Genomic DNA, 26,094 nt, shown 5'->3' with positions numbered 1-26,094 from the left:
TTTTAATGCTTGGCTTTATGTATGCTTTAATTAAATTTATAATTCAAGCATACAAATTACGTGCATAAAAAGTAATGGATACAAATTTTAGTGGAACTTAATATGACATTTTTAAAAAATGTAAAGCAACAAGCGGCGACTAAAACGCCTTCTGAATTAGAGCGTTTATGGCAGCGAATTGAAAAACATACTAAGCGTAACGCAAACTTTGATATTAAAAAGCAGATCCTGTTTTCTCAATTTCAAGAACAAGTAGAGCACCATGAGCAAATTCAAGCTCAAATGATTGCAGAACAAATTATTCATTTTAGTAAGTTTATCCAACGTAAAAGCTTAACTATTGAACAGCGTAATGAACTTGTGGATTGGATAAATGAAGATTTAGATTATTTGTCAGAACATCCATTCATTGGCGAGTTGAATGTTGAGGAAGTGTCTCAAGTTTTTCAATCTTACTTAAATAAGTATAACCAAGATACGGTTAGTACAATCCCTTCTTCAGAGTTAAACATATTACGTAATATGTTACAGCAAGATTTCCCCGGTTTAGAATTAACAGATGACGAACTGAGAGAAATAACAGCTGATCCTTCATTGCTTTATAAGCACCTTGACGAGCAAGGTTTTGGTGAGGAGAAAGATGATGAAGCGTTTAGTGCAGATAATATGCACTATGAACAAGATGAAGATTGGGATGACTTTTTTGACCAACACGAGCGATTTGATCGCGATGAAATTAAACAACAAAAAAACAACTCAAAATTAGAAAAGTTATTTAAAGGCTCGCAGCTAAACAAAATGTATAAACGTTTAGCATCTAAGTTGCATCCAGATAAAGAATCTGATCTTGCAAAAAAAGCAGAAAAACACGAACTAATGCAACAGTTAGTACAAGCTCGAAAAGAGAAAGACGGTTTTACTTTATTACAACTTTACATAAGCCATTTTGACGACGATGTCGATTTTGACGAAGAAACCAAAGCAAACTTAATTCCGTTACTGCAAAATAAAATAATCGAGCTAAATGAACAGCATCGGCAACAAAAAGAAAGTAATGACCAATATACAATTGTGTGGCGTAAGTTTAATGGTCGTAGTAAAGCGCAAATTAAAGATAATTTTGTAAACCATTTAGCGGCGCTAAATAATGAATGTGATGAAATTGCTAAACGTTTAGAGTATTGCACTACGGTTAAATCACTTAAAGAAGAGCTTAACAACCGAATTATGAATAAACGTCATATGCCCATGTCTTTAGAGGCGGCTCTGGAAAACATGTTCAATTTTTGATGAATTAACAGTGACGCCAGCCTAAGTTTTTTCATTAAGTTAGAATGGCTGTCCTGTTTAGCTGTTTCTTTACGCTGCGGCAACTGTATTGCCTTGTTCATAATGTAGAAAAGCTGCAAAACGCGATGTATTAAGAAAGATAAGCCCTTAGTACCTCAATAAAGTCACTCAAACACCAGTGTTCCCTTCTAAAATACTAATTTAAACAACACCGAACACTTTTTGTATTTTACGTAAAATACAGTAAACGATTGAACCAAAATATGAACTCGGCTATGGTTTATTTACCAATAAAAATAAATAAAAAACGAGTTTACCTGCTGCTTGTTAGCTGTTTCGCGGGATTGCATGTTTTTTTTGAGTAAATTATTTTGTTGGGAGCGAGGTAGGCAAAAGTCAGGCTACGATAAAATGTTGATTTGTGGTGCTACGTGGCCAATTAAATTTGATACATATTTGCTTAAATTCCCACAAGGAAGTGAAATAGCACCACACACAGACAAAGTTGAATCTGGTAAACACTATCGATTGAATATAGTGCTTAAAAAAGCAGATTTGGGTGGTGAGTTTATTTGTAGTAATCCGATATTTGAAACAAAGCGGGTTAAGCTATTCCGCCCTGATGTAAGTGAGCATCAGGTATCAAAAGTTATAAAAGGTAATAGATATTTACTCAGTATCGGGTGGATAAAAAGGAGCTCTAAATGCTAGATTTAAGACCTAATTGTGAATGTTGTGATAAGGATCTACCTGCACAGTCCAGTGAGGCTTTTATTTGTTCATTTGAATGCACGTTTTGTTCTGGCTGTGCTCAAACGCTGTTAAATAACGTGTGCCCAAACTGCTCAGGTAATTTGGTTCAACGGCCAATTCGCCCTTTGGCTGCACTAAAAAATTACCCAGCATCGACTAAGCGGGTGCTAAAAGAAAGTGTTTGTGCGCCAAACACATAAGAACATAAAGTATAATAATTACATTTTCTGGGTATGGAGATCTGATGAGAAAACCCTTTGAATTTACCGTTAAGTCAATCAAAATTAAAATAATTAACTCTTGGTTTAGTGGTGCTAAATTATATGTGAATGGTGACTTACGAGATACTGACAAGACTTTGTTCGCTTTTAGGAATAATACTTTACTATCTGCAAATTTAGGTGAGTTGGGTATTCTTGAAATTAAGCCATTATCGGGGCTAATTACCGTTGAAATGGATGCATATTTGGTCAATGGTACAAACATTCAACATGTATATAGCTCACATAAACGCCTTAGCCTAAAAGAGCAAAGGGCAGCTCGATAAAGCTACTTTAAATAACGTATATTCCTGCGTTTTCCTGCATTTACCTGCCTTCAGTAATAACCTCCAAATGACTTTGAGGAGGTTTAAATTCCTAAGCATACCAAGTTAATCTATTTGGTTTACTCGATTCCTTTAAAATCACTCAAGCTCTTTCACATACAGTAAAAGCGCGCTGTACATTACACTGAGTGCCTTTGTTACATCGCTGTCGATAACCGCTTCTGCTGGGTGATGGCTTATACCGCCAGGGCTGAGTATAAACAACATGCCAACGGGGCAAATTGGAGCGATTGCCATTGCATCGTGCCCTGCGCCTGAGGCAAGTGAAGGCGATGCTTGGTTATTGAGTTTGCATGCGCTGGTAAATAAATGCTGAATTTGAGTATCGCACGCAACGGCACCGGCGGCATGAGTCCATTGCCAATCGAGTGTTAAATTGCGTTTGCTTGCTATAGATTGAGCGCTGCTTTGTATGGCGCTTAGTAAGTTAGCGAGATCGGTGTCGCTCTGTGCGCGTGCATCTAGGCTTATGGTTGTTTTGCCTGCAATCACGTTTGTAGCCCCAGGGCGAGACTGTATTTGCCCTACGGTGGCAACTTCGCCATTTTTAGCATTACTTGCTAGTTTTTCAATTTCGGTTACTAATTCAGCGCAGCCCGCTAGTGAGTCCTGCCTCAAGTTCATTGGCGTTGTACCCGCATGACCGCTTTGCCCTGTTAGGGTAAGCATAGCGCGTTTAGCACCTGCTATAGCCGTTACTACTCCGAGCGCCTGATTAACCGATTCGAGCACCGGGCCTTGTTCAATATGAGTTTCCCAGTAACCTAGTAATTCGTTTTTGTTTAGTGCGGCCTTTGCATAGTCGTTGGGGTTTAAACCAAAGTCCAGCATGGCTTGGCGCATAGTTATGCCGTTTGTGTCTTTAATGTTTAGCCACTGTGGGTCAAATTCGTTAGCGAGGGCTTTTGAGCCAATTAAAGTTGTGGCAAAGCGAGTGCCTTCTTCATCGCAAAAGCCCACTACGTCTAAATGAAAGGGCAGGTCGAGCTTTAACTTATATGCAAGCGCTGCAATTTCTATCCCCAGTAGTACACCTAAAATACCATCAAACGCACCAGCGTTTGGCACGGTGTCTAGGTGCGATCCTATAATTAAACGTTTAGCATGGGGGTTTGACGACTTTAGTCGCCCCCAAAGGTTACCCACTTCGTCTTGCCACGACTGCATGCCTGCCTCTTCCATCCATGATGCAGTAACGGCGTTACACTCTTTGTGCTCTTTTGATAAGTACACGCGGTGAATACCATCTTGCATTTGCGATAGTGCGCTGAGGGTTTTACAGCGAGATAAAGCGCGTGTTGCGTATTCATCAGCAAGTTCTTTATCTAATAAAGGGCTGTGTTGTGGGCTTACAATCGTCATGCTAAATCCTTTTTTTATTTATAGTGAGCAAGGGCGGCAATAGCGGCTTCGCCTTTAGGGCCTTTGTAGCCATTAGCATGCAAGCAAGCGTCTAGGCTAGCAAGAGTTTGTAGTACGGTATCTTTTCGGGCGTTGTAGCCCATAGTGCCAATACGCCAAATTTTGCCATGCAGTGGTCCAAATGAGGTGCCAATTTCTATTCCAAAATCGGTTAGCATTTGTCCGCGTACGTGATCGGCATTAATGCCCTCGGGTATATAAACACCCAGTACGTTGTTCATTTTATGCGTTAAATCGCCAAATACATTTAAGCCGAGCGCTTGAATGCCCGTTAGCATGGCATCGCCATGTAATTTGTGGCGCGCTATGCAGTTATCCACGCCTTCTTCAATGACTATGCGGGCGCATTCTGAGGCGCAATACAGCATGCTGGTGGCTTCGGTATGATGATTTAGGCGCTCCTCTCCCCAGTAATTCATGATCATACCTAAATCAAAATAGTTAGAGCGCACAAAGGGCTCTGTGCCGTCGATATGATCGGCAGTGCGGATACCTGCTTCTACCTTTTTACGTTTTTGGATCCACTCGGCGCATTTGTCGCTTAGTGTTAATGGCGCTGACCCAGAAGGACCGCCTAAACACTTTTGTAGGCCAACAGAAAGCGCATCGAGTTTCCACTCATCGGCAGGAAGTTCGTTACCCACAATTGAAGCGGTGGCGTCGCAATAAAATAGTACATCGTGCTTTTGGCAAATATCGCCAATATGCTCAAGAGGTTGGTTCATGGTGGTGGATGTATCGCCTTGTACCATAGCAAGTACATGGGGTTTTACATCAACAATGGCTTTTTCGATTTGCTCTGGCGTAAACACTTCGCCCCACGGTACTTCTATTGTGTGCACCTTTGCGCCAACGCGTTCTGCTATTTCAGCAAGTAGGTGGCCAAAGCGCCCCATAATTGGCACTAGTACTTTATCGCCAGGGCGTAAAATTGAGCATAATACGGCTTCAATACCTGCGCGCGATGTGCCATCTATTAGCATGGTCCATTCGTTTTTAGTTTTAAAAATTTCTCGGTAACGCGCCATGGTTTCGTTCATAAAACCGGTCATTACTGGGTCGTATTGACCTATAAGTTGCGCCGACATAGCACGTAAAACACGAGGATCTGCATTAATTGGACCTGGTCCCATTAATAAACGCTGTGGTGGGTTTAAGGTTTGAACTTGCGTGTTATTAAACATATCTTAGGCTCCCAGAGTCTGAATGAGCATGCGAATGCCGGTTATCATTAAGACAACGGCAAAAGCGCGTTTTAGTTGTTTTTGATCCAGCTTGCTACCAATTTTTACGCCAATAGGCGCAAATAAAATAGTCAGCGGAATAATAAGAAAAAAGGCAGGGAGGTTAACTAACCCCCACGTACCTAGGGGAGCATCGGTTGGCGTTGTGCCAATACTTAATAAGGTAATAACACCTGGTAGCGCAATCAATAAACCAAAAACGGCCGCAGTACCTACTGCAACATGGGCGCGTACATTAAATGCGTTTAGCATAGGTACGCCAATAGTACCGCCACCTATGCCAATCATTACCGACAAACCACCTACAATACTTGCCATAACGCCTTGACCAAATTTACCTGGCAGTTGTTTTACAAGCGCGGGTGCGCCGGCTCTAAATAACATGTTTAAACTGACTAAAATAGCAATGCAGGCAAACATGAGCACTAATGCGTTACCGCGAACGGTATGAGCAATAATACTACCGACTACCGCCATAACTAATATAAACGGTGCCCAGTATTTTATTAGCGCAAGGTCAATATTTCCTTTGCTATGATGCGAGCGAATAGATGAAAGCGAAGTAGGTACTATGGTTGCAAGTGATGTGGCGGTGGCTATCATCATTGCCGACTCTGGGCTTACGCCAAAACCTTGCAGTAAAAAATACAGCACAGGTACGATAACAATACCGCCGCCTACACCAAAAAGTCCTGCTAAAATTCCGGCAAAAATACCGGTTGCAATTAAGGCCGCAACTATTGGCCATTGGTTTATTATTTCTGACATTGTGTTCCTGCTGTAGTTACTGTTGCACGTCCATCTGAACGAGGATCTGTTGCAGCTTCAAGGCTTGTAGGTGTATCTAAAATAGCCCCAGCGTGCCCCATCATTTCGTTATTATTATCAACGGTTACCCAATCGTGGTCACGTTGATTTAATTCATGTTCTATATGAAAAACTAACTCTTTTTCAATTTTTAAATTTGTACTTGTATCGCCCCATGTACGTCCAAGTAACCAACGAGGGTCGCTAATTGCTTGTTTTATTGATTTATTTCGCCATGCGTAGCCTGCAAAAACAGCGGCTTGGGTTTGTGGTTGCCCTTCACCGCCCATTGTTCCGTAAGCAAGTCGACGACCATCGCTAAACTTTGCCATTGCTGGGTTAAGTGTATGAGCCGGCTTTTTATTTGGCGCAAGGGCGTTAATATTGTTACTCGCATCAATATCTTCATTGTTTAAACTAAAGCTTAAACCTCGGTTATTCCACACAAAGCCGCCTTCGCTCATTAATATTCCGCTGCCAAATTCCCAATAAATACTTTGAATAAAGCTGACTAATTGCCCGTTTTTATCTCTGGCAGCCATCCACACAGTATCGCCAGGCTCTGCGTTAAATGGCCATTTTTTGGCTTTACTCATATCAATATTGTTAGCAAGTTCGCTTAAGCGAACATCGGTTAGTGCGTTTTTATAATCGTCCCCTAATACTTCAGGATCAGCCCAAAGGGTAGGGCGATGCGTAAAGCTTTGTTTAGTTGCCTCAACAATTAAGTGCGTCCAGTCGGCATCGGTTTTAGCTAAATGCTTTAACTTATTTACGGCACCAATTATTTGTAGTGAATGCACGCCTTGTGTTGGCGCGGGTAAGTTGTAGCAATTAATACCACTGAGGTTTGCATTTAGCGCAGTAACTACCTCAGCTTTTGTATTTGCAATGTCACTTGCGGTAATTGAGCTGCCTGCTTTTGCTAAGTCGGCGGCAAATGAGTTGGCAAGTGCGCCTTCATAAAATGCGTTTAAGCCATGTTTTGCTAGGTATTCAAACGTTGCTGCAAGTTTAGGGTTTTTAAAATGTTGACCTGCTTGCAAGGGGTTACCATTGGGTATGTAGAGGCTTTTAAACGCCTCATTGGTATTGTTAGCAGCGGCTAGTTTTTCGCAGCCTGCTTGCAAGCTTTTTGTTACGGTAAAGCCCTCGCGCGCAAGCTCAATAGCGGGTGCTAAAATTTTTGGCAGTGGTAGTGCTGCATGCTCATCTAGTTCAAGCGCTTTTTGCCAGCCGCGTATTGTGCCCGCTTGAGTTAGTGCGCTTAATCCGCCGCGCTCTGGTATTTGCGTGAGCGAGTTATACGCCGTTGTATTAGTTGCTGCGCGGCCGCAGGCGTCAATAGCGGTAGGCGTTTTTTGGTTTGGGTTATCGATAAGCCAAAAGCTGTCGCCACCAATTGAGTTCATATGTGGATATACAACGCTAATAGCAGCGGCAGCCGCTACCATAGCCTCGGTAGCTGTACCGCCTTGTTTTAGTATATTTATACCCGCCTCTGTTGCTGAAAAATGAGACGCGGTAAATGCAATATTGTGTGTGGTCATGCCGTTGTGCCTTGTTTAAAGTGTGCAGCTAGGTGTGTAACGCAAGCAAGTAGGCTTTTATCGTTACCGTGGGTCATCATTAATGAAAAACCATACGGATGATCATTTGCTAAATCAGCCAGCGGTAAATGCACTTGCGCTGAGCCACTAAGCCCTGCAATTGCCGAAAGCGTAATAATTTGCATGCGTAAGGCGCTTGTGTCGGCGCCTAATTTAGGTGCAGTTGTAGGGGTGGTGGGTAAAAATAAGCAGCTGTGTTCGTTTAAGTTTTTAGCGACGATTGCTTGCCACTCGTGCTGTATTTTTAACGCCTCTTGTTCTTCTTGCTCGGTTAAAGCTAATGCCATTTTAAAACGAGCCGCAATTGCTGGCGCAAAATGAGAAAGCTGATCTGGGAGTTCAAGCCAGTCTCGGTGCGTTTTAGCGATTGCTCGCCCTTGCAGTACTCTAAAACTATCAGCCAGTTCGCTTAATAAGTTGCTTTTGGGGAGCTTAAAATCGATATGATGCTTAAAATTAGGCTTGGTTTTCTCAAGCAATTGTTTAAGTGGGGCTTGTAAAGCAGGGTCAACGAGTTCAAATAACGGCTCGCAAATAACTAAGGTATCAACGTTATTAATAGCTTGATTTGGTAGCAGTACATTACCTACATCGCTTAATAGCTCACCGCTTTGGGTAAGCCAACCTATGGTATCAAAAGGGGGAGCCAACGGTATTAGGCCGTCTTTTTCAATCACGTTATGGCTTGGCCTTATGCCATATAAACCACAATAGCTGGCGGGTATTCTAATTGAGCCGCCGGTGTCGGTGCCTAAGCCAATATCAGCTAAGTTTGCAGCAACGGATGCAGCAGACCCCATACTCGAACCACCGCAAGCATACCCTTTTAATTTTGGGTTTTGCGCAGCGCCATAATGTATATTATTACCCTCTAAGCTATAAGCCAGTTCGTCTGTGTGGGTAAAGCCTATAAAGTTACAACCAGCGGTCATGAGCTTATTAACCGAGCTTGCCGTATTTTGAGCCGGTTTAGCTGTTTTAAACCAGTGTGGGTTGCCTGCGCTGTTACGCTCACCCTTTACTGCAAATACATCTTTTACGGCTAAGCGACTGTCTGCAAGTAGACCAGAGTGGTTTGTTTGCCACAGGGTAGGACCGTGATTGCAAAATATACTTTTGTTGTTTTTTTTATCACTCATTTGCAGCTCATTATTATAAAACTGACCAAGTACTTACTTATTAAGTTAAGAGTGATTAAAAAGCGGGCTGGTTATTATTATTTTAATACCAATTTTATTAAAAAAATGATCATTCTATCGGATTAAATAGCGCACTTACTTCGTTAAAAATTATTCATAGAGAACAACTATATGTCATAATTTTTGCCTTGTTATTGCGCTATTTTCTTCGCGTTATAATAGATCACTAATTTAATGCAATTGCTAAAGCTCCGCTTTTTAATCGGTAGTTTTGATTTTATAGTGCTTAGACTAAGCAAGAGGAATGCCATAAATTAAAATCTTGTCCAACTGGTCAGGTTTTGTTGGGTTGTATGAGATTTGTAAATGTGGGCTGTAGAAATAGTGACATTAAAATGAGTTAAAACAAACCAATTTGGTGCGAAGGTGCACCAAGTTGGTCTTTATTTATATGGTTGTGAGTGCTAAATAAGGGCCGTTTTACTGATGATTAAACCGTTAATATCGGCGTAAACCCAATCGTTAGGTTCTATGGTGGTGCTAAGCATGGTAATAGCTTGGTTTTTATCACCAAAGCCGCGCTTTAAGGTACTACGAGGTGTAGAGCCTAGCGCCATTACAGGTAAGTTCATCGTGGCAAGTATTTCTATATCTCGGCAGCAGCCATTTATTATTACGCCTTCCCAGCCATTGCTTAAGGCACGCTCAGCCATAATATCGCCTATAAACGCAAAGCGTTTGCTCGCAAACCCGTTTATAACTAATACTTTACCTTCACCATTTTCATGCAATATATCGGCGGCAAAAGAGTTGTCTTCTGGGCAGGTAACGGTAACTACTTTGCCATAAAACGTGGTTTTTTTACCAAAGTGATAAAGGCCGCTGTCTGCTACTTGTACTTTATCGCGATGATCGTCAAATAAATCGGGTGTAGTAAAGGGGGTCATGGGTTAAGTCTCACTTTGCTCAGGTATTTTAAGACCAATACCTTTTAAAATTATGTGGGCAATTGATTGCGTAATCTGTGCCACATCGGTTTCGTCGTACTCTAATTTGTTCATTACGAGTAAAACCTCAGCCTGAAAGTCGGCGTAATATTGCGTGGTAGACCAAATAGTAAAAAGTAAATGGTAGGGATCAACCTTATCCATTTTATCTGCATCCATCCATGCTTGAAGTACATCAACCTTTTGTTTAACCCAAGGGCGGGTATTGGTTCTAAAGTAGTTTTGTAAATAAGGGGCACCGCGCAGTATTTCACTGGCAAATAAGCGAGATTGCATTGGCTGATTTACGGCGAGTATTACTTTGCTTTTAATATAGTTATAAAGCACGGTAGCTGGATCGTCGTTAATTGTGACGTTATCAAGCCCCAAGTTCCAATTAGCTATTATGCGGTCGATCACAGATTCGTACAGACCATCTTTACTTTTAAAGTAATACAAAATATTAGCTTTTGGCACCTGCGCTTCTTTAGCAACCATGCTCATACTTGCTCCGTCGTAACCTAATTGCGAAAACAATTGCTCGGCGGCATCTAAAATTAATTTTTGGTTTTTCTCGCGTGTAACTTCTTTTTTATTTGGCTTTATTTGTGTGGTCATTATAGAGTTTGCGTGTTTAACGTATTGATTGATTGTAGCTTCACTGACCAAAAGGTCAATTACTAAAAAGGGTGAATGTTAAAAACAGGCGAGAGGTTTAAGCTATTAACGTTGATTGTTTAATTAAATAATTACTGTTAGTTTAGTTTCAAATTTACGAGTAGTACTTTTGGGTTGGCAAATGGATTTTATAAGCAAAAATAAATATACACTATATGGAGTCGCTGCAATATTACTGTGGAGTTGCTTAGTTGCATTACTACGGGATATTTCTGAGTTGTTTAGCCCCATTGGTGGTGCTGCGGCCATGTATTCTGTCAGTGCGATATTTTTAATTTTGGTTATGGGAGTGCCCAAGTTTAGTGGTTTTTCGAAACGCTACTTGGTAGTAGGTACTTTATTATTTGTATCGTACGAAATTTGCTTGGCGCTTTCTATTGGTATGGCAAATAGTCGTCATCAGGCAATGGAAATGGCGGTTATTAATTATTTATGGCCCACGCTAACAATACTGCTCTCTATTATTATTGGTCGTAAAAAAGTAAGTTACTGGGTTTACCCAAGCATGATTATTGCTTTTTTAGGGGTTGCTTGGTGTATTACGGGCGATCAAGAAATGTCACTCGATACGCTTGTTACTAACTTTGCTGATAATCCTGCTACTTACCTAATGGCATTAGCTGCAGCGTTTATATGGGCTATTTATTGCGTAGTTACCCAAAAGCTGAGTAATGGTAAAAATGCCATTACGTTATTTTTTACTGTTACGGCAATGAGTTTGTGGGCGCAATATGGTTTTAGTAATGAAGCGCCATTAACGTTTTCACTCAGCTCAAGCATGACGTTATTATTAGCTGGTGTAGTCGTAGGGAGCGGTTATGCACTGTGGAATCAAGCTATTATTGGCGGTAACTTAATGCTTTTGGGTACGCTTTCGTACTTTACACCGGTATTTTCTAGTATTATTTCGGCGTTGTATTTATCTATTACGCTGAGTGCTTCGTTTTGGCAAGGGGTTGTACTGGTAACAGTGGGCTCGCTAATTTGCTACTTTGTAACGCGAGAAAAGCCTAAACGCACAGTAAACTAATCTACGTTAGTTAATGTTTTTATATTTTAAATCTAAATTTATACCTTTAATGAGGCGTGCAATACGCCTCATTAAGTTTTTCTTTATAATTTTGCAGGTATAACTGCATAGCTTACTGATTTATTTCTAACTTTTTTTGCACAATAATAAAATATTAATGCAAATACTGCAGCGCTAATATCAACAAAACCGCTTTGATAATATTTTAAAAAATCATCAGCTAATAAAGCCTGTATAAGTGTTGAAACTCCCATACCAGCAGATAAAAATGCAATACCCATTAAGCCCCAATAGCTAGCGTGGTGAGTTCCTTTAAAAAAGGTATAAGCAACAAAGGCAAAAAATACCAAATAGTAACTATAGAGATAACTGTAATTTGCGTTACCCATATATTGGTTAGTCCATTTAGCTTGTAATAAAGTGGCAACCACTGCAATCATTGACCCTAAGCAAACACCAATTGTTAAATTTGCCATAAATCGTGTACTTCGTTTGTTGGCATCTTGTTTAAAGCGCTTGTCTAGCCATAATAAGTTACCAGAGTAAAATAAGAATGCGCCAAGTAGTCCCATAACAAAATACCCCCAACGTCCCCATTCACCTCCATAAGTACCAAAGTGAAGTGAAAAGAAACTTCCTACTATATTACCCCAAACACCATCATCTCCTTGCGGATAGCTTGAGTTAAGTACTTCTAATGTATAGGGGTGTAAGAATAAGTAGTCGGTATCAGGTCCGCGAACGACAGCGCTGCTATTACTCATTTTTAATGTTGCTGTCGGACTGTTTGTATTTAAACGACTAAATGTAATGTGAATTGGCTCATAACCTGGGGCGTAGTTTTTTGCCGCTAGGAGCTGCTTATTTATGCTTGGTAAGTTTGCAATATGATAATTATGTGCTGCTGGGGCAGGACGTTGAAAAAAGGATTTATCGTCATAAAATGCTGATAGACCATCATAAACCAGATCATGAAATGCAAATACCACCACAGTAAACGCTATAATTAAATGAAAAGGCAAGCTGGCGATCCCAACTAAATTATGACTATCGAGCCAAAAGCGACTGGCACCTTTTTCTTTTCGAATCGCAAAAAAGGTTTTTACAAGCGTAGGTAGTAAAATAATTACGCCAGACACCAATGCTAAAAAGTACAGCGCAGATGCTATACCAAGTATATATACGCCTGATTGGTCGTGCCCAATTTCGCCTGCAAACCCTGCGGTTCGATGTAAGTAATCTATTAAATCTGCAAGCTTATTCTCACTTTGTTGCTGTATTACAAGATCATTTTGCTGGTTTAGATAGAGTACCTGTAATTGATTATCAAGTTTCATTCCGCGCTCTTTACCTTGGCTATACCAAGATAGTGGCGCTTGATTTGTTAATAAATCGAGAGAAAAACCATTACCCATTTGCTCAGGGTACTTAGCTATTGCTTGATCAACTAATGTTTGGTGATTGTTAGTGTGTGGTTTAGTCACTGGTGCACTGGCGGGGTTTGCCCACTGTGCTAATTCGTGTTTAAACATGGTTAAACTACCAGCATAAAAACCTATAAAAAGTACTAAACCTGCAATTATTCCAGTCCATGTATGCACGCCTTGGTAGGTACGCAAAATATCGGCTCTTACTCTCATAGCCAATTACTTAAAATTATAAATAAACTATATAGCGTTATATTTAAGCCCCCAAGTGTCAGCCAAGCATTTTTTGCTGAACTAAACAGGTAGGTGAAGCTAAAAATAGTTAACCATAAAATGGGTATCATCCACATATTAAATTGCACTTTGTCGGGCGCATCTATGCCTCCCGCTCCGTACCATGCAAAAAAAGCAACGAGAATAAACGCTAGCGCTAGCCCTAAAAAACAACCAGCCAAACTTTTACCAAGCCAAGTTGGTTTTATTTTTTGCCTTTGTGCAGATGACATTATTTTACTTCCTTGTGTTTAATCAGGCTTACGAGCGGAATTATTATTAAAGCGAGCATTATCATTAAAATGATAAAAAATACGGCTGCCGCATTAGAAAAAGCATATAAGGCTAATGGTATTGCAATAATAAAAAGGATAAATGCGAGCTTGCGCCAGCTTTTGTTAATGGGTTTGCTTAGAAGTCGTTGGTGGCGGTTACTAAGATAAAACAGGGATGTAGCAGTAAATAAAATAAGAGAAAGGGTAAGTTGCAACATAAATTAAAACACTTATTAATGATGTTGCCATTCTAAATGATAACTAAACTCAATTGCAACAAGTGTGCGTTTGTGCTATTTTTTCGAAAAATAAAACAACTATCCATAAAAGGAAATAACTGTGGTAGCTTCATTTAAGCCTAATAAACTTTCACTACTGATTACAAGCTCTTTGTTATTGGCTCAAAGCAATGCATTTGCTGATGAAACAAGTCGAGAATCAATAGATACAATTATTGTAACAGGCGAAAAAATCGAAAGGTCACTCAAAGATACGATTACATCGGTTGCCGTGGTAGATAAGTCACTATTAGAAAATGGACAACTAGGTTCTGTTTCAGAAGCTTTGGCAGAAATGGCAAATGTAGTGGTACTTACTGGAGCCGTGCCAGACATGCGCGGTGTGTCGGGTAATGGTGGTGCAACAGGTTTTAACTCATTTAGTGGTGGCTCTAAAGCAAGAGTATCAACGCTTGTTGATGGTGTAAGTCAGCCGTTTGTAGCTGATTTAACCGGTGATACAGGTTTGTGGGATATAGATCAAATAGCGGTATACCGTGGACCGCAGTCAACTAGCAATGGTCGTAATAGCATTGGTGGTGCAGTTTATATGACAACCAAAGCACCAACACAAGATTTTGAAGGTGCTGTACGCGTTGGGTATAGAAATCAAGATAGTTATCTTGATACAGCCGCGGTTGTTTCAGGGGCTTTAATTGAGGATGTACTAGCATTTCGTTTGTCTACTCAATATGTAAATGGTGAAACCTTTAGCAATCCAACGATACATGAAACCAATCCAACAGATAAAAACTTAAATAAGCTTAATACCAGTAGTACGCGTGCAAAATTACTGTATACCCCAACAACAGATTTAGCTGTACAGCTAACTTACTCTACCTACAGTGAAGAGGGTAATACAGGCCGTAAGTACTTTGAAGGTGATGAACCGTTTGATTATGTACCGTTATTTCAGCGCGATATGGATACCCAATCAGACACGACTCAGGTAAATATTGATTATAAAATAAATGATAACTTTTCGTTCGATATATTACTCGCTTATATGGATTATGACTGGGGCTTTGATGCATATGAGGCACTTGCCAGTGCGGAGTCTGATATTTCTATGGATGAAAAAAATATCACAATTGATAGTAAATTAAATTTTGGCTTAAATAGTGATTTTTATTCGGGTTTTGTAGGTATTGCTTATTTTGACCGTGAACAAGACTTTAAAAGCGTTGGTGCAACCAATTATTTTGGTGACGATAGTAGTGACTCTAAAGCAATTTATGGCGAAACAAGCTTTGAGTTAACAAATGAGCTTACGTTAACAGCTGGGCTGCGAGTTGAGCGTGAAGAACAACTTCGTAATTTTGATATGGCTTTTGGTGGCAGCAGATTAGTTGAGCAATTAGATAATTCTAATACGATAAAACTACCTACGGTAGCTGTTCAATATAAAGTAACTAATAACACTACCTTATCGGCAAGTGCTCGTCGTGGTTATAACGCTGGTGGTGGTGCCTTAGATTTTGCTGCACAAGAATACTATTACTACGAGCAAGAATCAGTAAATACCTATGAAGTAGGCTCGCGTAGCGTACTAAATAATGGTGATTTAAATATTAGTGCTAATATTTTTTACAATAACTTTAATGGTTATCAAGCCTTAAGCTCAAGTCGAAAAATCACTAATATTGACGATGCGCATAGCTATGGCTTAGAACTTGAAGCATATAGCATGCTAGGTGAGCAATGGCAGTTACATGCAGGGCTAGGTTTATTAAAAACTAAAATAGATGAATCAGCGACTTATTCAGATGCAGTGGGTAACGAATTAAACTCAGCACCAGAGCTAACTGCAAGTTTAGGTTTATCGCATTGGTTTACTGATAGCTTAAAGTTAAATGTGAGCGCTAATTATGTAGACGATTACTATGGCGATTTAACTAATACAGAAGAGCGTGTTGCCGGAGGTTATACAATTACGCGTGCAACAATAAGCTATAACAGCGATCATTGGTTGGTGAGTGCTTTTATTAATAATGCATTAGATGAAGAAGCATTTACGTCAGTTGAGCCTGCAAGTGGTCCCTACCCAACGGGTTATGTTGCGGTAGTGAATCCTCAAACGTTAGGTGCTTCAGTAACGTATCGTTTTTAACGTGCTTCTAAAATAATGAATTGGAAATTGTAACGCTACTTTTTAAAGGTAAAATAATTTAAAGCCCTAAAGTCCTAAAGTCCTAAAGTCCTAAAGTCCTAAAGCATTAGGGCTTTTAAATAAAGGGGGAACTTTAACCGAGCTTAAATTAAATAATGTCGCGCACTTGTTGTTTAAATGACTTGCCAATTTTAACTGACACGCCTGATGCTAGTCGAACGCTTTCATTACTTAACGCAACAACTTTATTTTTGTTAATCACGTAAGATTTGTGGACTTGAATAAATGAAGTATCAAGTTCCTGCAATATGTATTTGAGAGTACTGCTTGCAAGTAATGATTTTTCACCTTGCCATACTCTTACGTAATTACCATACGCTTCAAACATGTCTATATCGCTTAATTGAATTTTATGTTTTTCACGATCGATTTTAAGCGTAATAGTCAGAGGTGCCTTGGGATTTAGCGTTATGTGTTTTCTTTTTTTCCGTACTTTATTGAGTGCTTGTTCAAGGCGTTGCGCAGAGACTGGTTTTAGTAGGTAGTCAGTTACGTCTAGTTCAAAACCGGCTAAAGCATATTCTTGATACGCACTAATAATAATCACTTGTGGTCGATTCGCGAGCACTTTTAGTAATGCAATCCCTGATAGTTCGGGCATGTTTATGTCTAAAAATAACAAATCAATAGATGATGTGGCTAAAGCACATAATGCATCTTTAGCGTTAAGGTATTGTCCGCTTATATTAATATCTTTATGGGCACTTAAATGATGCAGTATAACGTCATGCGCGAGCGGCTCGTCATCAACAATTATTGTGTTTAGCATGCAGCCAGCTCCAATTTAAGTGTGGTTTGCCAAAGGTTTTTATTTTCATTAATAATTAATGTGTGCTTATTTGGATATAAAAGAGTTAGCCTACGGCGTAAATTGTTAAGTCCCATCCCATGCTCTGAATTGTTATTAGGTAAAATAGGGTTAGAGGAAAATAGCGTTAGTATGTTATCGGCCATGGTGATTTTAAACACAACCGTTACTTTTTGTGACGTGGGCTCTACACCATGCTTTATCGCGTTTTCTAAAATCATTATTAACAGTAGCGGCGAAATTAAATAGTGTTGTTGATGTTCAGGCCATTGCACATCAAAGTTGCAGCGCTCAGCGCTTCGCAAACGCTGTAATGCAATAAAACCTTTTAAGTAATTGATTTCTTTTTCTAAACTCACCTGTGCTTTTTGGCCTTCATAAACACTGTAACGCAGTAAATTAGCTAATTGCATAACAAGATCTGGTGCATTATCTGCTTTTTTTAATGTCAGCGCGTAAAGGTTGTTTAATGTATTAAATAAAAAATGAGGGTTAATTTGCTGCTGAAGTAGCATTAGCTCTGTTTTTGTTTGTTGCTGGGCAATGTTGCTAATTTGAACGTGTTGTTGCTGTCGTTCAAACGCTAAAATAATCGGTGTGCTTATAGCTAAAAACAAAAATACGAACTGATAATTTTCAGGGCTGAAAATATTATCATTACCGCCTGGTGTTAAGTTAGCAATGCCTGAGGGTAAATCGTTAATAGGTAACAGTAGCAAGCACGATGTTAATATAGGTGTAAGTACAACGAGGCTTATTAAACTTGCAAACAAAAATATTAATACGCCATGATAGGTTAATACGTAGCGTATTAATAAATATCTATTTAATAAATACACTCCATATACTAATCCGGCACAAACAGTAATTTGCCAAAGGTAACCCAAAAAAGTATCAAACTGTGTGAATACTTTATAAACATCAATAACAGGCTCAATAGGCTGGTTTAACATAGGATCAGTGTGCGTATTGAGTATGCTTGATGTAACTATTGCCCAACCTAAAAGTACTATAAACACGACTGTATCAAGTGAAAACAAGGATTTAAGCCATTTATTACTCAACACATTGTTATTTTTATTAGTGCGTTTAGTAATAAGCCATATACCACTTGCAGATGCGCACAGTGTCCAACATTGTGCATCAAGGTATTGCCATTGCGAAAAGTTAAGAAGTTGGTTATTAAATACTAGCAAGAGAGATGGATAGGCTAAAAAGCCTAACAGCCAAACTATGATTGCGGGTGTAAGTAATAAACGATATGCAAACGCATGGGCAATAAAAAAGGGAATACACTGTAAAAAAAGTTGAATATTAATAGTCAGATATTGGCTAGTTGAATCCATATGTGATGACAAAAAGCGTATATGAGAGTCGAGCATAATAGCGGCTATTAGCGGTAAAAAAATTATTAGCTGGGTAATGCTAAAGCGTTGCCATATTGGTGTATTGGCTTGCTGCATATGTGACTCCGTTTTTATTATAGTTTCTGAGCAGATATGCTTAGATAAAATTGTCTTTTTATTTTAAACATTACCTTTGCACAATTCACTACGCTGAGCGCGCTAGTTTATCCATAAAATTGTTTCAATCATAATTTATTTTTAAAATAATTATTTTATTTCATAGGGTTAGTAACCGTTTTAAGCATACTAGGCCGTTTATTTAAATGATGAAAGGTCATATTTAAATGACCAACGTTACTTTTTTATGTTCATCATTTATTTCAATACGTTAACCATTATTTTCTCGCTTGTATTGACTTGCTTTCTTAAGCTGGTGCTATACCAATTAAGGATGAAACTAATGCTTACACTGAAAAATATCAACAAAAAATACGCAGATGGTACGCAGGCTTTGAATGATGTGACGATCACTCTACCCGCCGGTATGGTCGGTCTACTTGGCCCTAATGGAGCGGGTAAATCAACACTTATGCGCACACTCGCGTGTTTACAAAATGCCGACTCCGGACATATTAATTTTAATGGCCTTGATGTGATTAGCCAACCAGATGCGCTTAGATCGCAGCTAGGCTATTTACCACAATATTTTGGCGTGTACCCCAACATGAGTTGTCGGGCGTTACTTGAGCATATTGCCGTATTAAAAGGCATAGATGGTAATGCACGCAAAAACCAAATTAATAGTTTACTTGAGCTAACCAATTTGACTCAGTTTGCTAATAAAAAGGTCGTTAATTTTTCGGGAGGAATGAAGCAGCGTTTTGGTGTGGCTCAGGCTTTGTTAGGTAACCCAAAGCTAATTATTATGGATGAACCCACTGCTGGGCTCGATCCTGTGGAACGAGAAAGTTTAAATAATTTACTCGTTAGTATTAGTCAAAATAGGTTGGTATTGTTATCGACCCATATTGTTGAAGATGTAGAAAATTTATGTCACTACGTGGCCATTATAGATCAAGGAGCACTCATACAAAGCGGTGACGTAAAAGAGTTACTAGTTCCTTTAGAAGGTAAGATTTGGCAGCTCGAAAGTTTACCTACGGGCATACCAAATCAGCATGTATTAAGTAAGAGCCATCGCTATGGTAGAGCGTCATTTCGTGTCTATGCAGACACAGCGCCTGCACAAAATGCAATAAACTCGCCCGCTACGCTTCAAGACAAGTACTTTTTTGCACTCAATGAAGGAAGTCAAACATGTTAATTTTTAATGAGTGGCGATATGCAGTGCGCCAACCACTTGTTTGGCTGTGCATTATTATCCCTTTGGTATTTGCGGTTATGTTGTCCTCTGGGCTTGCAGCAGTTGAAGTTAATTCGTTAAAACAATTTAAGTTAAATATTACAATGCTACAAATGATGCAGTTACCTGTGCTTGTAGGAGTATTGGCGCCCGTTATATTTTTACGAGATCAGCACGCGTCAATGCAGGAGCTTATTTATGCTACGCAAACTAGCTTATTTAAGCGCAGTTTAGCAAGAGTATGCTTACTGATTTGCTTGGTTTTTATTATTAGTTTAATCAGTGATTTAGTAATGATATACATGCAAGTAAGGCAATTGGGCTATATACCAAATATGGTTTCTTTTACTGTATTTAATAGCTTTTTAGTGTTGTTACCAAATAGCTGCTTTTTAGTTGTTGTTGCCTTTTTTGTTTGCCATAAATCAGCTAATTCATTACCCAATTATGTTGTTTTTACAGTGTTGTGGATAGGCTACATAATGCTTGCAAGTATTACCGGAAATCCAATGCTTGCTGGAAGTAGTATTATAAGCAATCGATTTTATACATTATTTGTTTGGCTTGACCCTTTTGCATACACAGCCGTAATAAACAGTTTAACCAATTCATTAGGAGCTTCATTTGCTATTAATCGCGTTGTTGTGAGTATGCTTGCTGTTGGTATTTTTTATATTACTTTTAGTAAAAATAAAAAACACACATTATTAAAGAGTGAAAATACTAACGAATACATTCGTTACAACACGTTAGAACCCGCTGAATATAAAACAGCGAAAGTCACAAAAAAACCATTTTTGATGATGGCCAGTTTATACAAAATTACGCTGGTTAATTTGGTTTCACACCCTGTTACTTTAATGATTATTTTTGTTTGGCCGGTGATAGTTTTTAATAGTGTTGCCTCGTCGTCTGGTTATGTTGAACCAATGAGTGTTATGAGCACCACAAGCCTTGATGCGATCAGTTATTATGCATTTGATATGCAATTGTTGTTTGGCACTTTATTAATGGCTTTGTGGAGCTGGCAAGTAAGCTGTTTCGCTAAATACTATAATATAGCTGAGCTGATCGCTGCCACACCGCTCAAAACATATTACTTTTTAAACAGTCAGTTATTGGCCCTAGGTACTATGATATTGTTTTTTTTAACAATGAGCTTATTAGGGGCAAGTGCAGCTCAGTGGTTTTTACACAGTGCATATCAATTTGAAGTACATTTAACCATTTTATTTTTGATGGCAATTGTGCTTGCCATTATTGCGTGTGTATTTTTGTGTGTATTTAATTTGTGTCGTTCGCAGCTTATTGCGGGTTTGTTAATTGCTGTTATTTTACTGATCAAATTTACATCGATAATGACTAGCCTTGGCCTCACGCATACATTGTGGAGTGTTGGTTGGACGCCTTTGCAGGCACCTGATAACTTTTGGGGTTATCGTGCAAGTATAAGTAGTTATTGGCCTTATATATCAGTTTGGTTAGTGGCGTGTATAAGTTTAGTTATAATTACGGGGATTTTTAATCACCGAGGTGCCGGGTTGAGCCAAAGAGTAATGGGGGTTAAACATTTTTGGTTACTTATACCTTTACTTATTACTGTGGCACTATTTACTCAATTACATTTAAGACTGGTTGAGGAGAAGCCTTTAACCAACTCGCATAAACGCGAGGCATTTAAAGCACAATACGAAAAAGCATTCTCACAATGGCGCAATGTAGCACAGCCAAACATTGTGCACATTGATGCTAATGTAGGCTTTTATCCGCATCAGCAGCAAGCTCATTTTTCCTTAATATATACCTTAAAAAACACCCATCAAGCCCCTATTAAAGAGATATTGGTTGGGCGCTCTGGTTTTTATAAATGGGCCGATATTGAAATCGATGGCGCGCAAAGGGCTAAAAGCTTTCCCTTGCTTAATCAAGCTGTGTTTAAGTTTGAGAATGAAATGCAGCCAGGAGAAATACGTAAACTAGTTACACGGTTTGATGTTCATCAAGCTAAGCTTTGGCCAGTAAGAGGCCATCAGATAATAACCCCTGAATTTAGCTATATACGATCAGTGCCTTTATTGCCGACTGTTGGCTATCAAGATAATTATGAATTAACCGATCCTATACTTCGTCAGCAACACGCACTTAAAGTGAAGTCGGTGATTAGACCCACGAAGCTATTTGCTAAAACGGCGAAAGCAAGTACTCATTACCAGTGGCTTACTATGTCGAGTAAAGTGAGTACAACAAGGGGTTATCAGGTTATAACCCAAGGAGAGGAAATATCACGTACCAGCAAAGATGACCGCGAAATATTTCATTTTGAGACTCGTACACCCATAAATGCAATCCCAGCTTGGGTCACGGTGCCTTATTCCCCTGTTACCAAACAGCAAAATGGCGTGATATTAAACGTGTTTGCTAAAGATAAAAACGAGCCAGCACGAGCGGAGTCTATAGCTGTAAACCTTAGCGCAATGGGAGATACAATAAAATGGCTTAATAATATAAGCCCTTATAGAGCAAAACAATTGAGTTTAATAGGCTCGCCTAGTGTTGGTGCTACAGGTTATGCATTGCCGCAACTTATACTTATTGAAGACAGTGTTGGTTTTAGATCAAAGCCAAGCGCTAATGCAGGCTTTGATCAACGCTATCGCCGTGCAGTTCATGAAACCGCGCATCAATGGTTTGGCCATGATATTGGTAATGGGGTATTTTCAGATAGCGCTTTTTTAGTGGAGTCTATGGCAAAGTATATTGAGCTTGTTGTTATAGAGCAGCGTTATGGGAAAGCGACAATGCAAGCGCTGGTTGAGTATGAAACAACACGCTATGAGCAAAGTATGCTGATGAACATAAAGGAGCGAACAGCCTTAGTTGATGCTACACAAAGCTTTGACCAATATTCGCGAGCAACCATTGTCTTTGCTAAGCTACGCGCTGCTATTGGGGATGAACCCATTATTAATGCGCTCAAGTTGGTTTGGAAAAATCATGGTTATCCAAACAGTCCCGCCAATTCTATGGATTTTATACGAGCATTAAAACATGAAGCTGGAAAAGAACAAGAAAGCTTAATAAACACACTGTTTTTAGAGTAAGTACGTTTAATTTGAACATATATTTAGTAAATCAAAAGCCCTATTATTTTAGGGCTTTTTGTTGCGTGCAGATTATTTTGCATTATTTACCTGCGCTAGTAACTCTATAACTTTTTGTTGACCAAATGTTTGTGCAAATTGCTCGGCTGTTTGACCGGCTTTGTTTTGATGCGCGTTGTCGCAATCAAGTGATACGAGTGTTTTAGCTATACTAAATTCACCTCTAAAAATAGCGGCCATTAGCGCTGTGTTGCCACGGTTATCTTCTAGACAGGCATTAGCGCCTAAGTGTAAAAGTGTGTTAACCGTGTTTTTATTACCATGGTAAGTAGCAATCATTAACGCGGTGTAGCCTTTATTGTTGTAGCTGTCGATAGGAATACCAGCATCTACAAATTGCTCTATTACAGCGGTGTCGTTTGTACGTGCTGCGGCAAAGTAATAAGCAAATAAGCTTTGGTATTGTGTTTTTGCAGAATGTTGGCTTTCAACTTGCGTACTGGGTGTTTGTGTACTTGGGGTATTTTGAGCGTAAACGCTACTGGTAAAGCTCAGTAGTAGAGCGACTATAATTAATAAATTACGCATAACAATTGTCTCTTATAAAAAGAGGAAGGGGGTTATCCCTTCCTCATAATTGTGGTTGCTTATATAGCTGCTTGCTTAGTTGGGACTAATTTTTACAACTGATTACTTACAGCTAGTTAATTACAACTAGCTACTTACAAGTTAGCGGCTAGTTGTTTAACCATTTTAAGGTCGCCGTTTACAGCTTTAGTTAAGCGTGTACCGTACTCACTATCTGCTTTGTAAAAGTGGCTAAGCATTTTGTGTTTAACACTGCTGTTTTGCACTTTGCCTAAATCGCCTGCTAGGTTATTAATTAGGTTTGTACGTTCTTGTTTGCTAAAACCACGGTATATAACACCTGCTTGCGCGAAGTTTTGCTGCTTTTTAATCGCGGCTTGTTGTACAAAGCCTTTTAGCTCTGTGTTACTTCTACGTGCAATTGGGTTTTCAGCTACGTTTTCTTGGCTTGGCTGGTAGTTAACATTGCTTGTTGTATTCCCGTAGTTCATTGCACCGTCTTGGTTGTAGTTAACCACTTCAACTTTTGCACGGTTAATTGGCAATTGCTGGTGGTTAGCACCTAGGCGGTACATTTGTGTATCAGCGTAAGAAAACATACGACCTTGTAATAAACGGTCTTCTGATGGCTCAATACCTGGAATAATGTTTGCCGGTGCCATTGCTACTTGTTCCGTAGATTGGAAGAAGTTAGTTGGCATACGGTTTAAGGTCATTGTTCCTACTTTAGTTTCTTTAATATCTAACCACATTTTTGTTGCATCTAACGGGTTGTAATCAAAGTCATCAAGCTGCGATGGATCAAGCGTTTTAATGTACAGATCCCATTTTGGGAAATTGCCTCTGTTTATTTCAGTGTATAAATCTTGTGTTAAATGTTGAAAGTTTTGGCTTTGTACTTTTGCCACTTCTTTTGCGTCAAGGTTATCAATGCCTTGCTGGCTTACCCAATGAAACTTAACGTATTTAACATCACCCGATTTATTAATCATTTTGTATGCATGTACACCCCAACCGTCCATTTTACGAAGACTTGCTGGTGTACCGTAGTCACTGTAAACCCACGTTAGCATTTGTGTAGAACCTGGTTCGTGTGAGAAAAAGTCAAATACACGGTTAGGATCTTGAATGTTATCAACCGGAGATGGCTTTAAAGAGTGCACCATGTCTGGGAATTTGATTGCATCACGAATAAAGAACACAGGTAAGTTATTACCTACTAAATCCCAGTTACCTTGGTCTGTGTAAAACTTAGTTGCAAAGCCACGTGGGTCACGCAGTGTTTCTGGGCTACCTTTAGAGTGGATTACAGATGAAAAGCGAACAAATACGTCTGTTTCTTTACCTGCTTGTGCAAACGGTGCTGCAATTGTTAAATCGTCTAGCTCTTTTGATGCTACAAACACACCGTGTGCGCCAGTACCACGAGCATGCACAACACGCTCAGGAATACGCTCACGTGCAAAGCGTTGTAGCTTTTGAATTAGTTGCACGTCTTCTAGTAATACACTGCCACGTTCGCCCGTAGTAATTGAATTTTGGTTGTCGCCAACAGCTGCGCCGTTATCTTTAGTAAGAGTTGTTGCTGCGCTTGCCGGTAATGCCATTGCAAGTGCTAGTGCAGTTAGTGTTAATTTTGTTTTGTTTATTTGAGTATTCATTGTCGACCTCATCTATTTAAAAGTGCCGGCAGTGGTGCAGGCTGTTAATCTGTTAACGATAGTATTGATTTCATTAACTTCGGTAAAACTGATTAATTAGATTGATGTGATTTGTAAAATAGATGAAATAAATTAACAGGAGCACTTTTTACGTTAACGGAATTTTTTTACTACGACCTTGGTCGCAATATGCTTTTATAAAGTTGATTAAATACAAAGGTTTTTAGTTTTACCTGAGTGTATTTTCACCAAGCTGGTGCGTTTTATACTTACAGTGTGTTGACATATTCGTGCAATAAAGGGAATATGCTCAATCGATGGGCTTATGCTCATTATTGAGTTGCACTAAAAAGCTGCACAATATTAATCGCGCTTAACTCGTTATACTTAAATTAGCTAAACCAAACAGTTTTAATAAGGTGACAAGATGAATACTAACATTGAGCTAGTGATATTTGATTGTGATGGCGTTGTTATTGATAGCGAAATTTTAAGCGCACAAGTACTCATTAATATGCTTGTTGAAAAAGGCGTTGATATTGACCGTGCTTATGTACAGCAACACTTTTTAGGCTGCAATTTTAAAACAGTAAGCCAAAAAATAGCGGATGCATTTAATGTCACTCTTCCTGAAAGCTTTGAAGGTGACTACCGCGAAGCACTGTTAAACGAATTTGAAACAGGGCTAACCACGACTGACGGTATAAAAGACGTACTTAACAATTTAGCTGTGCCTATTTGTATAGCTACTAGCAGCAGCCCAGCACGCACCGCAAAAGCGTTGAGCGTAGTGAGTTTAAGTAAGTACTTTAGCGATACGGTTTTTACCAGCAGCGAAGTTAAGCGTGGCAAACCAGCACCCGATTTATTTTTACATGCAGCTAAACAAATGGGTGTAAAGCCAGAGCATTGTTTAGTGATTGAAGACAGTAAAGCCGGCGTAAATGCAGGAATTGACGCCAACATGCAAGTACTGCATTACAGCGGTGGGCAACATATGCAAGGCTCTGTTAATCATGTACACAGTGCTTACCCAAATGTTGATCATTTAACGCATTGGCAAGATTTTTTTAGTGCATACCCTGCACTTAAAAAGCAGTAAACACGCAGCTTTTTAAATAAACAAAGTTTTAAACGCGATTTGCTCGCCTTACACACTGACAGGCAAGCAAACGCAAAATATAAATGTAGATGGTTTTGCTTTACTAAAAATAAAACAAAACATGGCAAAACATCAT

At 39.3% G+C, this 26,094-nt stretch carries 22 protein-coding genes; 9 read left to right on the top strand and 13 right to left on the bottom strand.

Annotation, left to right across the window (positions count from 1 at the left end):
• Positions 1-102: 102 nt before the first annotated feature.
• The 4 genes from GQR45_RS02850 to GQR45_RS02835 all read left to right on the top strand — a co-directional run bounded on the left by GQR45_RS02850 (position 103) and on the right by GQR45_RS02835 (position 2,590).
• The gene (locus GQR45_RS02850; RefSeq protein ID WP_010553585.1) at positions 103-1,290 is read left to right on the top strand and encodes a hypothetical protein; all 1,188 of its coding nucleotides are present in this window, start codon (positions 103-105) and stop codon (positions 1,288-1,290) included.
• 348 nt (positions 1,291-1,638) lie between these two features.
• On the top strand, positions 1,639-2,001 hold the full coding sequence (locus GQR45_RS02845) for a 2OG-Fe(II) oxygenase (RefSeq protein WP_024607240.1): 363 nt from the start codon (positions 1,639-1,641) through the stop codon (positions 1,999-2,001).
• Positions 1,995-2,243, top strand: a complete 249-nt coding sequence (locus GQR45_RS02840; protein ID WP_165725079.1) for a DUF1272 domain-containing protein — start codon at positions 1,995-1,997, stop codon at positions 2,241-2,243. Before GQR45_RS02845 ends, GQR45_RS02840 begins: the two co-directional genes overlap by 7 nt.
• Before the next feature lie 44 nt (positions 2,244-2,287).
• A complete protein-coding gene (locus GQR45_RS02835) occupies positions 2,288-2,590 on the top strand; it encodes a hypothetical protein (protein ID WP_165725078.1) in 303 nt (100 codons plus the stop codon).
• A gap of 138 nt (positions 2,591-2,728) precedes the next feature.
• Here GQR45_RS02835 and GQR45_RS02830 read toward each other — a convergent pair whose 3' ends face one another.
• The 7 genes from GQR45_RS02830 to GQR45_RS02800 form a co-directional block, all read right to left on the bottom strand.
• Positions 2,729-4,012 carry an allantoate amidohydrolase gene (locus GQR45_RS02830; protein ID WP_165725077.1) on the bottom strand — a complete coding sequence of 428 codons (1,284 nt, stop codon included), beginning with the start codon at positions 4,010-4,012 and terminating at the stop codon, positions 2,729-2,731.
• A 14-nt stretch (positions 4,013-4,026) separates the two neighbouring features.
• Positions 4,027-5,256 carry an alanine--glyoxylate aminotransferase family protein gene (locus GQR45_RS02825; RefSeq protein WP_165725076.1) on the bottom strand — a complete coding sequence of 410 codons (1,230 nt, stop codon included), beginning with the start codon at positions 5,254-5,256 and terminating at the stop codon, positions 4,027-4,029.
• A gap of 3 nt (positions 5,257-5,259) precedes the next feature.
• Positions 5,260-6,084, bottom strand: coding sequence for a sulfite exporter TauE/SafE family protein (locus GQR45_RS02820; RefSeq protein ID WP_024593246.1), 825 nt, complete (start codon positions 6,082-6,084; stop codon positions 5,260-5,262).
• Positions 6,072-7,673, bottom strand: coding sequence for a gamma-glutamyltransferase (locus GQR45_RS02815; protein ID WP_165725075.1), 1,602 nt, complete (start codon positions 7,671-7,673; stop codon positions 6,072-6,074). The genes GQR45_RS02820 and GQR45_RS02815 overlap by 13 nt, the downstream gene beginning before the upstream one ends.
• Positions 7,670-8,872 carry an amidase family protein gene (locus GQR45_RS02810; RefSeq protein WP_165725074.1) on the bottom strand — a complete coding sequence of 401 codons (1,203 nt, stop codon included), beginning with the start codon at positions 8,870-8,872 and terminating at the stop codon, positions 7,670-7,672. The genes GQR45_RS02815 and GQR45_RS02810 overlap by 4 nt, the downstream gene beginning before the upstream one ends.
• Positions 8,873-9,336: 464 nt before the next feature.
• Positions 9,337-9,819 carry a putative 4-hydroxy-4-methyl-2-oxoglutarate aldolase gene (locus tag GQR45_RS02805; protein WP_165725073.1) on the bottom strand — a complete coding sequence of 161 codons (483 nt, stop codon included), beginning with the start codon at positions 9,817-9,819 and terminating at the stop codon, positions 9,337-9,339.
• A gap of 3 nt (positions 9,820-9,822) precedes the next feature.
• Complete coding sequence (locus GQR45_RS02800; protein ID WP_004334664.1) at positions 9,823-10,476, bottom strand: TetR/AcrR family transcriptional regulator; 654 nt, start codon at positions 10,474-10,476, stop codon at positions 9,823-9,825.
• Positions 10,477-10,657: 181 nt separating this feature from the next.
• Here GQR45_RS02800 and yddG point away from each other — a divergent pair, with 181 nt between their 5' ends.
• On the top strand, positions 10,658-11,566 hold the full coding sequence (gene yddG / locus GQR45_RS02795) for an aromatic amino acid DMT transporter YddG (RefSeq protein ID WP_165725072.1): 909 nt from the start codon (positions 10,658-10,660) through the stop codon (positions 11,564-11,566).
• 83 nt (positions 11,567-11,649) lie between these two features.
• Here yddG and GQR45_RS02790 read toward each other — a convergent pair whose 3' ends face one another.
• On the bottom strand, positions 11,650-13,206 hold the full coding sequence (locus tag GQR45_RS02790; protein ID WP_165725071.1) for a PepSY-associated TM helix domain-containing protein: 1,557 nt from the start codon (positions 13,204-13,206) through the stop codon (positions 11,650-11,652).
• Positions 13,203-13,499, bottom strand: coding sequence for a hypothetical protein (locus GQR45_RS02785; protein ID WP_206008504.1), 297 nt, complete (start codon positions 13,497-13,499; stop codon positions 13,203-13,205). The genes GQR45_RS02790 and GQR45_RS02785 overlap by 4 nt, the downstream gene beginning before the upstream one ends.
• Positions 13,500-13,880: 381 nt before the next feature.
• Between GQR45_RS02785 and GQR45_RS02780 the strand changes: the two genes are divergently transcribed.
• The gene (locus tag GQR45_RS02780; protein WP_165725070.1) at positions 13,881-15,929 is read left to right on the top strand and encodes a TonB-dependent receptor; all 2,049 of its coding nucleotides are present in this window, start codon (positions 13,881-13,883) and stop codon (positions 15,927-15,929) included.
• A 148-nt stretch (positions 15,930-16,077) separates the two neighbouring features.
• On the opposite strand, the gene GQR45_RS02775 is transcribed toward GQR45_RS02780, so the two are convergent.
• Both GQR45_RS02775 and GQR45_RS02770 read right to left on the bottom strand, forming a co-directional pair.
• Entirely contained in the window at positions 16,078-16,758 is a 681-nt protein-coding gene (locus GQR45_RS02775; protein ID WP_165725069.1) for a LytTR family DNA-binding domain-containing protein, read from the bottom strand.
• Positions 16,752-18,260, bottom strand: a complete 1,509-nt coding sequence (locus tag GQR45_RS02770; RefSeq protein ID WP_165721709.1) for a sensor histidine kinase — start codon at positions 18,258-18,260, stop codon at positions 16,752-16,754. Before GQR45_RS02770 ends, GQR45_RS02775 begins: the two co-directional genes overlap by 7 nt.
• A gap of 343 nt (positions 18,261-18,603) precedes the next feature.
• On the opposite strand from GQR45_RS02770, the gene GQR45_RS02765 reads away from it, so the two are divergent.
• Positions 18,604-19,467: an ABC transporter ATP-binding protein gene (locus GQR45_RS02765; RefSeq protein WP_024593255.1), complete on the top strand. Its 864-nt coding sequence runs from the start codon at positions 18,604-18,606 to the stop codon at positions 19,465-19,467.
• A complete protein-coding gene (locus tag GQR45_RS02760; protein ID WP_165725068.1) occupies positions 19,461-22,607 on the top strand; it encodes a M1 family metallopeptidase in 3,147 nt (1,048 codons plus the stop codon). Before GQR45_RS02765 ends, GQR45_RS02760 begins: the two co-directional genes overlap by 7 nt.
• Before the next feature lie 72 nt (positions 22,608-22,679).
• On the opposite strand, the gene GQR45_RS02755 is transcribed toward GQR45_RS02760, so the two are convergent.
• Both GQR45_RS02755 and GQR45_RS02750 read right to left on the bottom strand, forming a co-directional pair.
• Positions 22,680-23,195, bottom strand: coding sequence for an ankyrin repeat domain-containing protein (locus GQR45_RS02755; RefSeq protein ID WP_024591942.1), 516 nt, complete (start codon positions 23,193-23,195; stop codon positions 22,680-22,682).
• A gap of 134 nt (positions 23,196-23,329) precedes the next feature.
• Complete coding sequence (locus GQR45_RS02750) at positions 23,330-24,856, bottom strand: catalase (protein ID WP_165725067.1); 1,527 nt, start codon at positions 24,854-24,856, stop codon at positions 23,330-23,332.
• A gap of 427 nt (positions 24,857-25,283) precedes the next feature.
• Here GQR45_RS02750 and GQR45_RS02745 point away from each other — a divergent pair, with 427 nt between their 5' ends.
• On the top strand, positions 25,284-25,958 hold the full coding sequence (locus GQR45_RS02745; RefSeq protein WP_024591940.1) for an HAD family hydrolase: 675 nt from the start codon (positions 25,284-25,286) through the stop codon (positions 25,956-25,958).
• The last annotated feature ends 136 nt before the right edge of the window (positions 25,959-26,094 follow it).

This window comes from Pseudoalteromonas sp. SA25 (genome assembly GCF_011378705.1).
GTDB classification, from domain to species: Bacteria; Pseudomonadota; Gammaproteobacteria; order Enterobacterales; family Alteromonadaceae; genus Pseudoalteromonas; species Pseudoalteromonas arctica.
The sequence above is the reverse complement of the archived record's forward strand: the minus strand, read 5'-3'. Positions and strand labels throughout refer to the sequence as shown.

Excerpts from the sequence above, each read along its gene's own strand:
- GQR45_RS02850 (WP_010553585.1), top strand. The coding sequence starts at position 103 with ATGACATTTTTAAAAAATGTAAAGCAACAAGCGGCGACTAAAACGCCT.
- GQR45_RS02845 (WP_024607240.1), top strand. The coding sequence starts at position 1,639 with ATGTTTTTTTTGAGTAAATTATTTTGTTGGGAGCGAGGTAGGCAAAAG.
- GQR45_RS02840 (WP_165725079.1), top strand. The coding sequence starts at position 1,995 with ATGCTAGATTTAAGACCTAATTGTGAATGTTGTGATAAGGATCTACCT.
- GQR45_RS02835 (WP_165725078.1), top strand. The coding sequence starts at position 2,288 with ATGAGAAAACCCTTTGAATTTACCGTTAAGTCAATCAAAATTAAAATA.
- GQR45_RS02830 (WP_165725077.1), bottom strand. The coding sequence starts at position 4,012 with ATGACGATTGTAAGCCCACAACACAGCCCTTTATTAGATAAAGAACTT.
- GQR45_RS02825 (WP_165725076.1), bottom strand. The coding sequence starts at position 5,256 with ATGTTTAATAACACGCAAGTTCAAACCTTAAACCCACCACAGCGTTTA.
- GQR45_RS02820 (WP_024593246.1), bottom strand. The coding sequence starts at position 6,084 with ATGTCAGAAATAATAAACCAATGGCCAATAGTTGCGGCCTTAATTGCA.
- GQR45_RS02815 (WP_165725075.1), bottom strand. The coding sequence starts at position 7,673 with ATGACCACACACAATATTGCATTTACCGCGTCTCATTTTTCAGCAACA.
- GQR45_RS02810 (WP_165725074.1), bottom strand. The coding sequence starts at position 8,872 with ATGAGTGATAAAAAAAACAACAAAAGTATATTTTGCAATCACGGTCCT.
- GQR45_RS02805 (WP_165725073.1), bottom strand. The coding sequence starts at position 9,819 with ATGACCCCCTTTACTACACCCGATTTATTTGACGATCATCGCGATAAA.
- GQR45_RS02800 (WP_004334664.1), bottom strand. The coding sequence starts at position 10,476 with ATGACCACACAAATAAAGCCAAATAAAAAAGAAGTTACACGCGAGAAA.
- yddG (WP_165725072.1), top strand. The coding sequence starts at position 10,658 with ATGGATTTTATAAGCAAAAATAAATATACACTATATGGAGTCGCTGCA.
- GQR45_RS02790 (WP_165725071.1), bottom strand. The coding sequence starts at position 13,206 with ATGAGAGTAAGAGCCGATATTTTGCGTACCTACCAAGGCGTGCATACA.
- GQR45_RS02785 (WP_206008504.1), bottom strand. The coding sequence starts at position 13,499 with ATGTCATCTGCACAAAGGCAAAAAATAAAACCAACTTGGCTTGGTAAA.
- GQR45_RS02775 (WP_165725069.1), bottom strand. The coding sequence starts at position 16,758 with ATGCTAAACACAATAATTGTTGATGACGAGCCGCTCGCGCATGACGTT.
- GQR45_RS02770 (WP_165721709.1), bottom strand. The coding sequence starts at position 18,260 with ATGCAGCAAGCCAATACACCAATATGGCAACGCTTTAGCATTACCCAG.
- GQR45_RS02765 (WP_024593255.1), top strand. The coding sequence starts at position 18,604 with ATGCTTACACTGAAAAATATCAACAAAAAATACGCAGATGGTACGCAG.
- GQR45_RS02760 (WP_165725068.1), top strand. The coding sequence starts at position 19,461 with ATGTTAATTTTTAATGAGTGGCGATATGCAGTGCGCCAACCACTTGTT.
- GQR45_RS02755 (WP_024591942.1), bottom strand. The coding sequence starts at position 23,195 with ATGCGTAATTTATTAATTATAGTCGCTCTACTACTGAGCTTTACCAGT.
- GQR45_RS02750 (WP_165725067.1), bottom strand. The coding sequence starts at position 24,856 with ATGAATACTCAAATAAACAAAACAAAATTAACACTAACTGCACTAGCA.
- GQR45_RS02745 (WP_024591940.1), top strand. The coding sequence starts at position 25,284 with ATGAATACTAACATTGAGCTAGTGATATTTGATTGTGATGGCGTTGTT.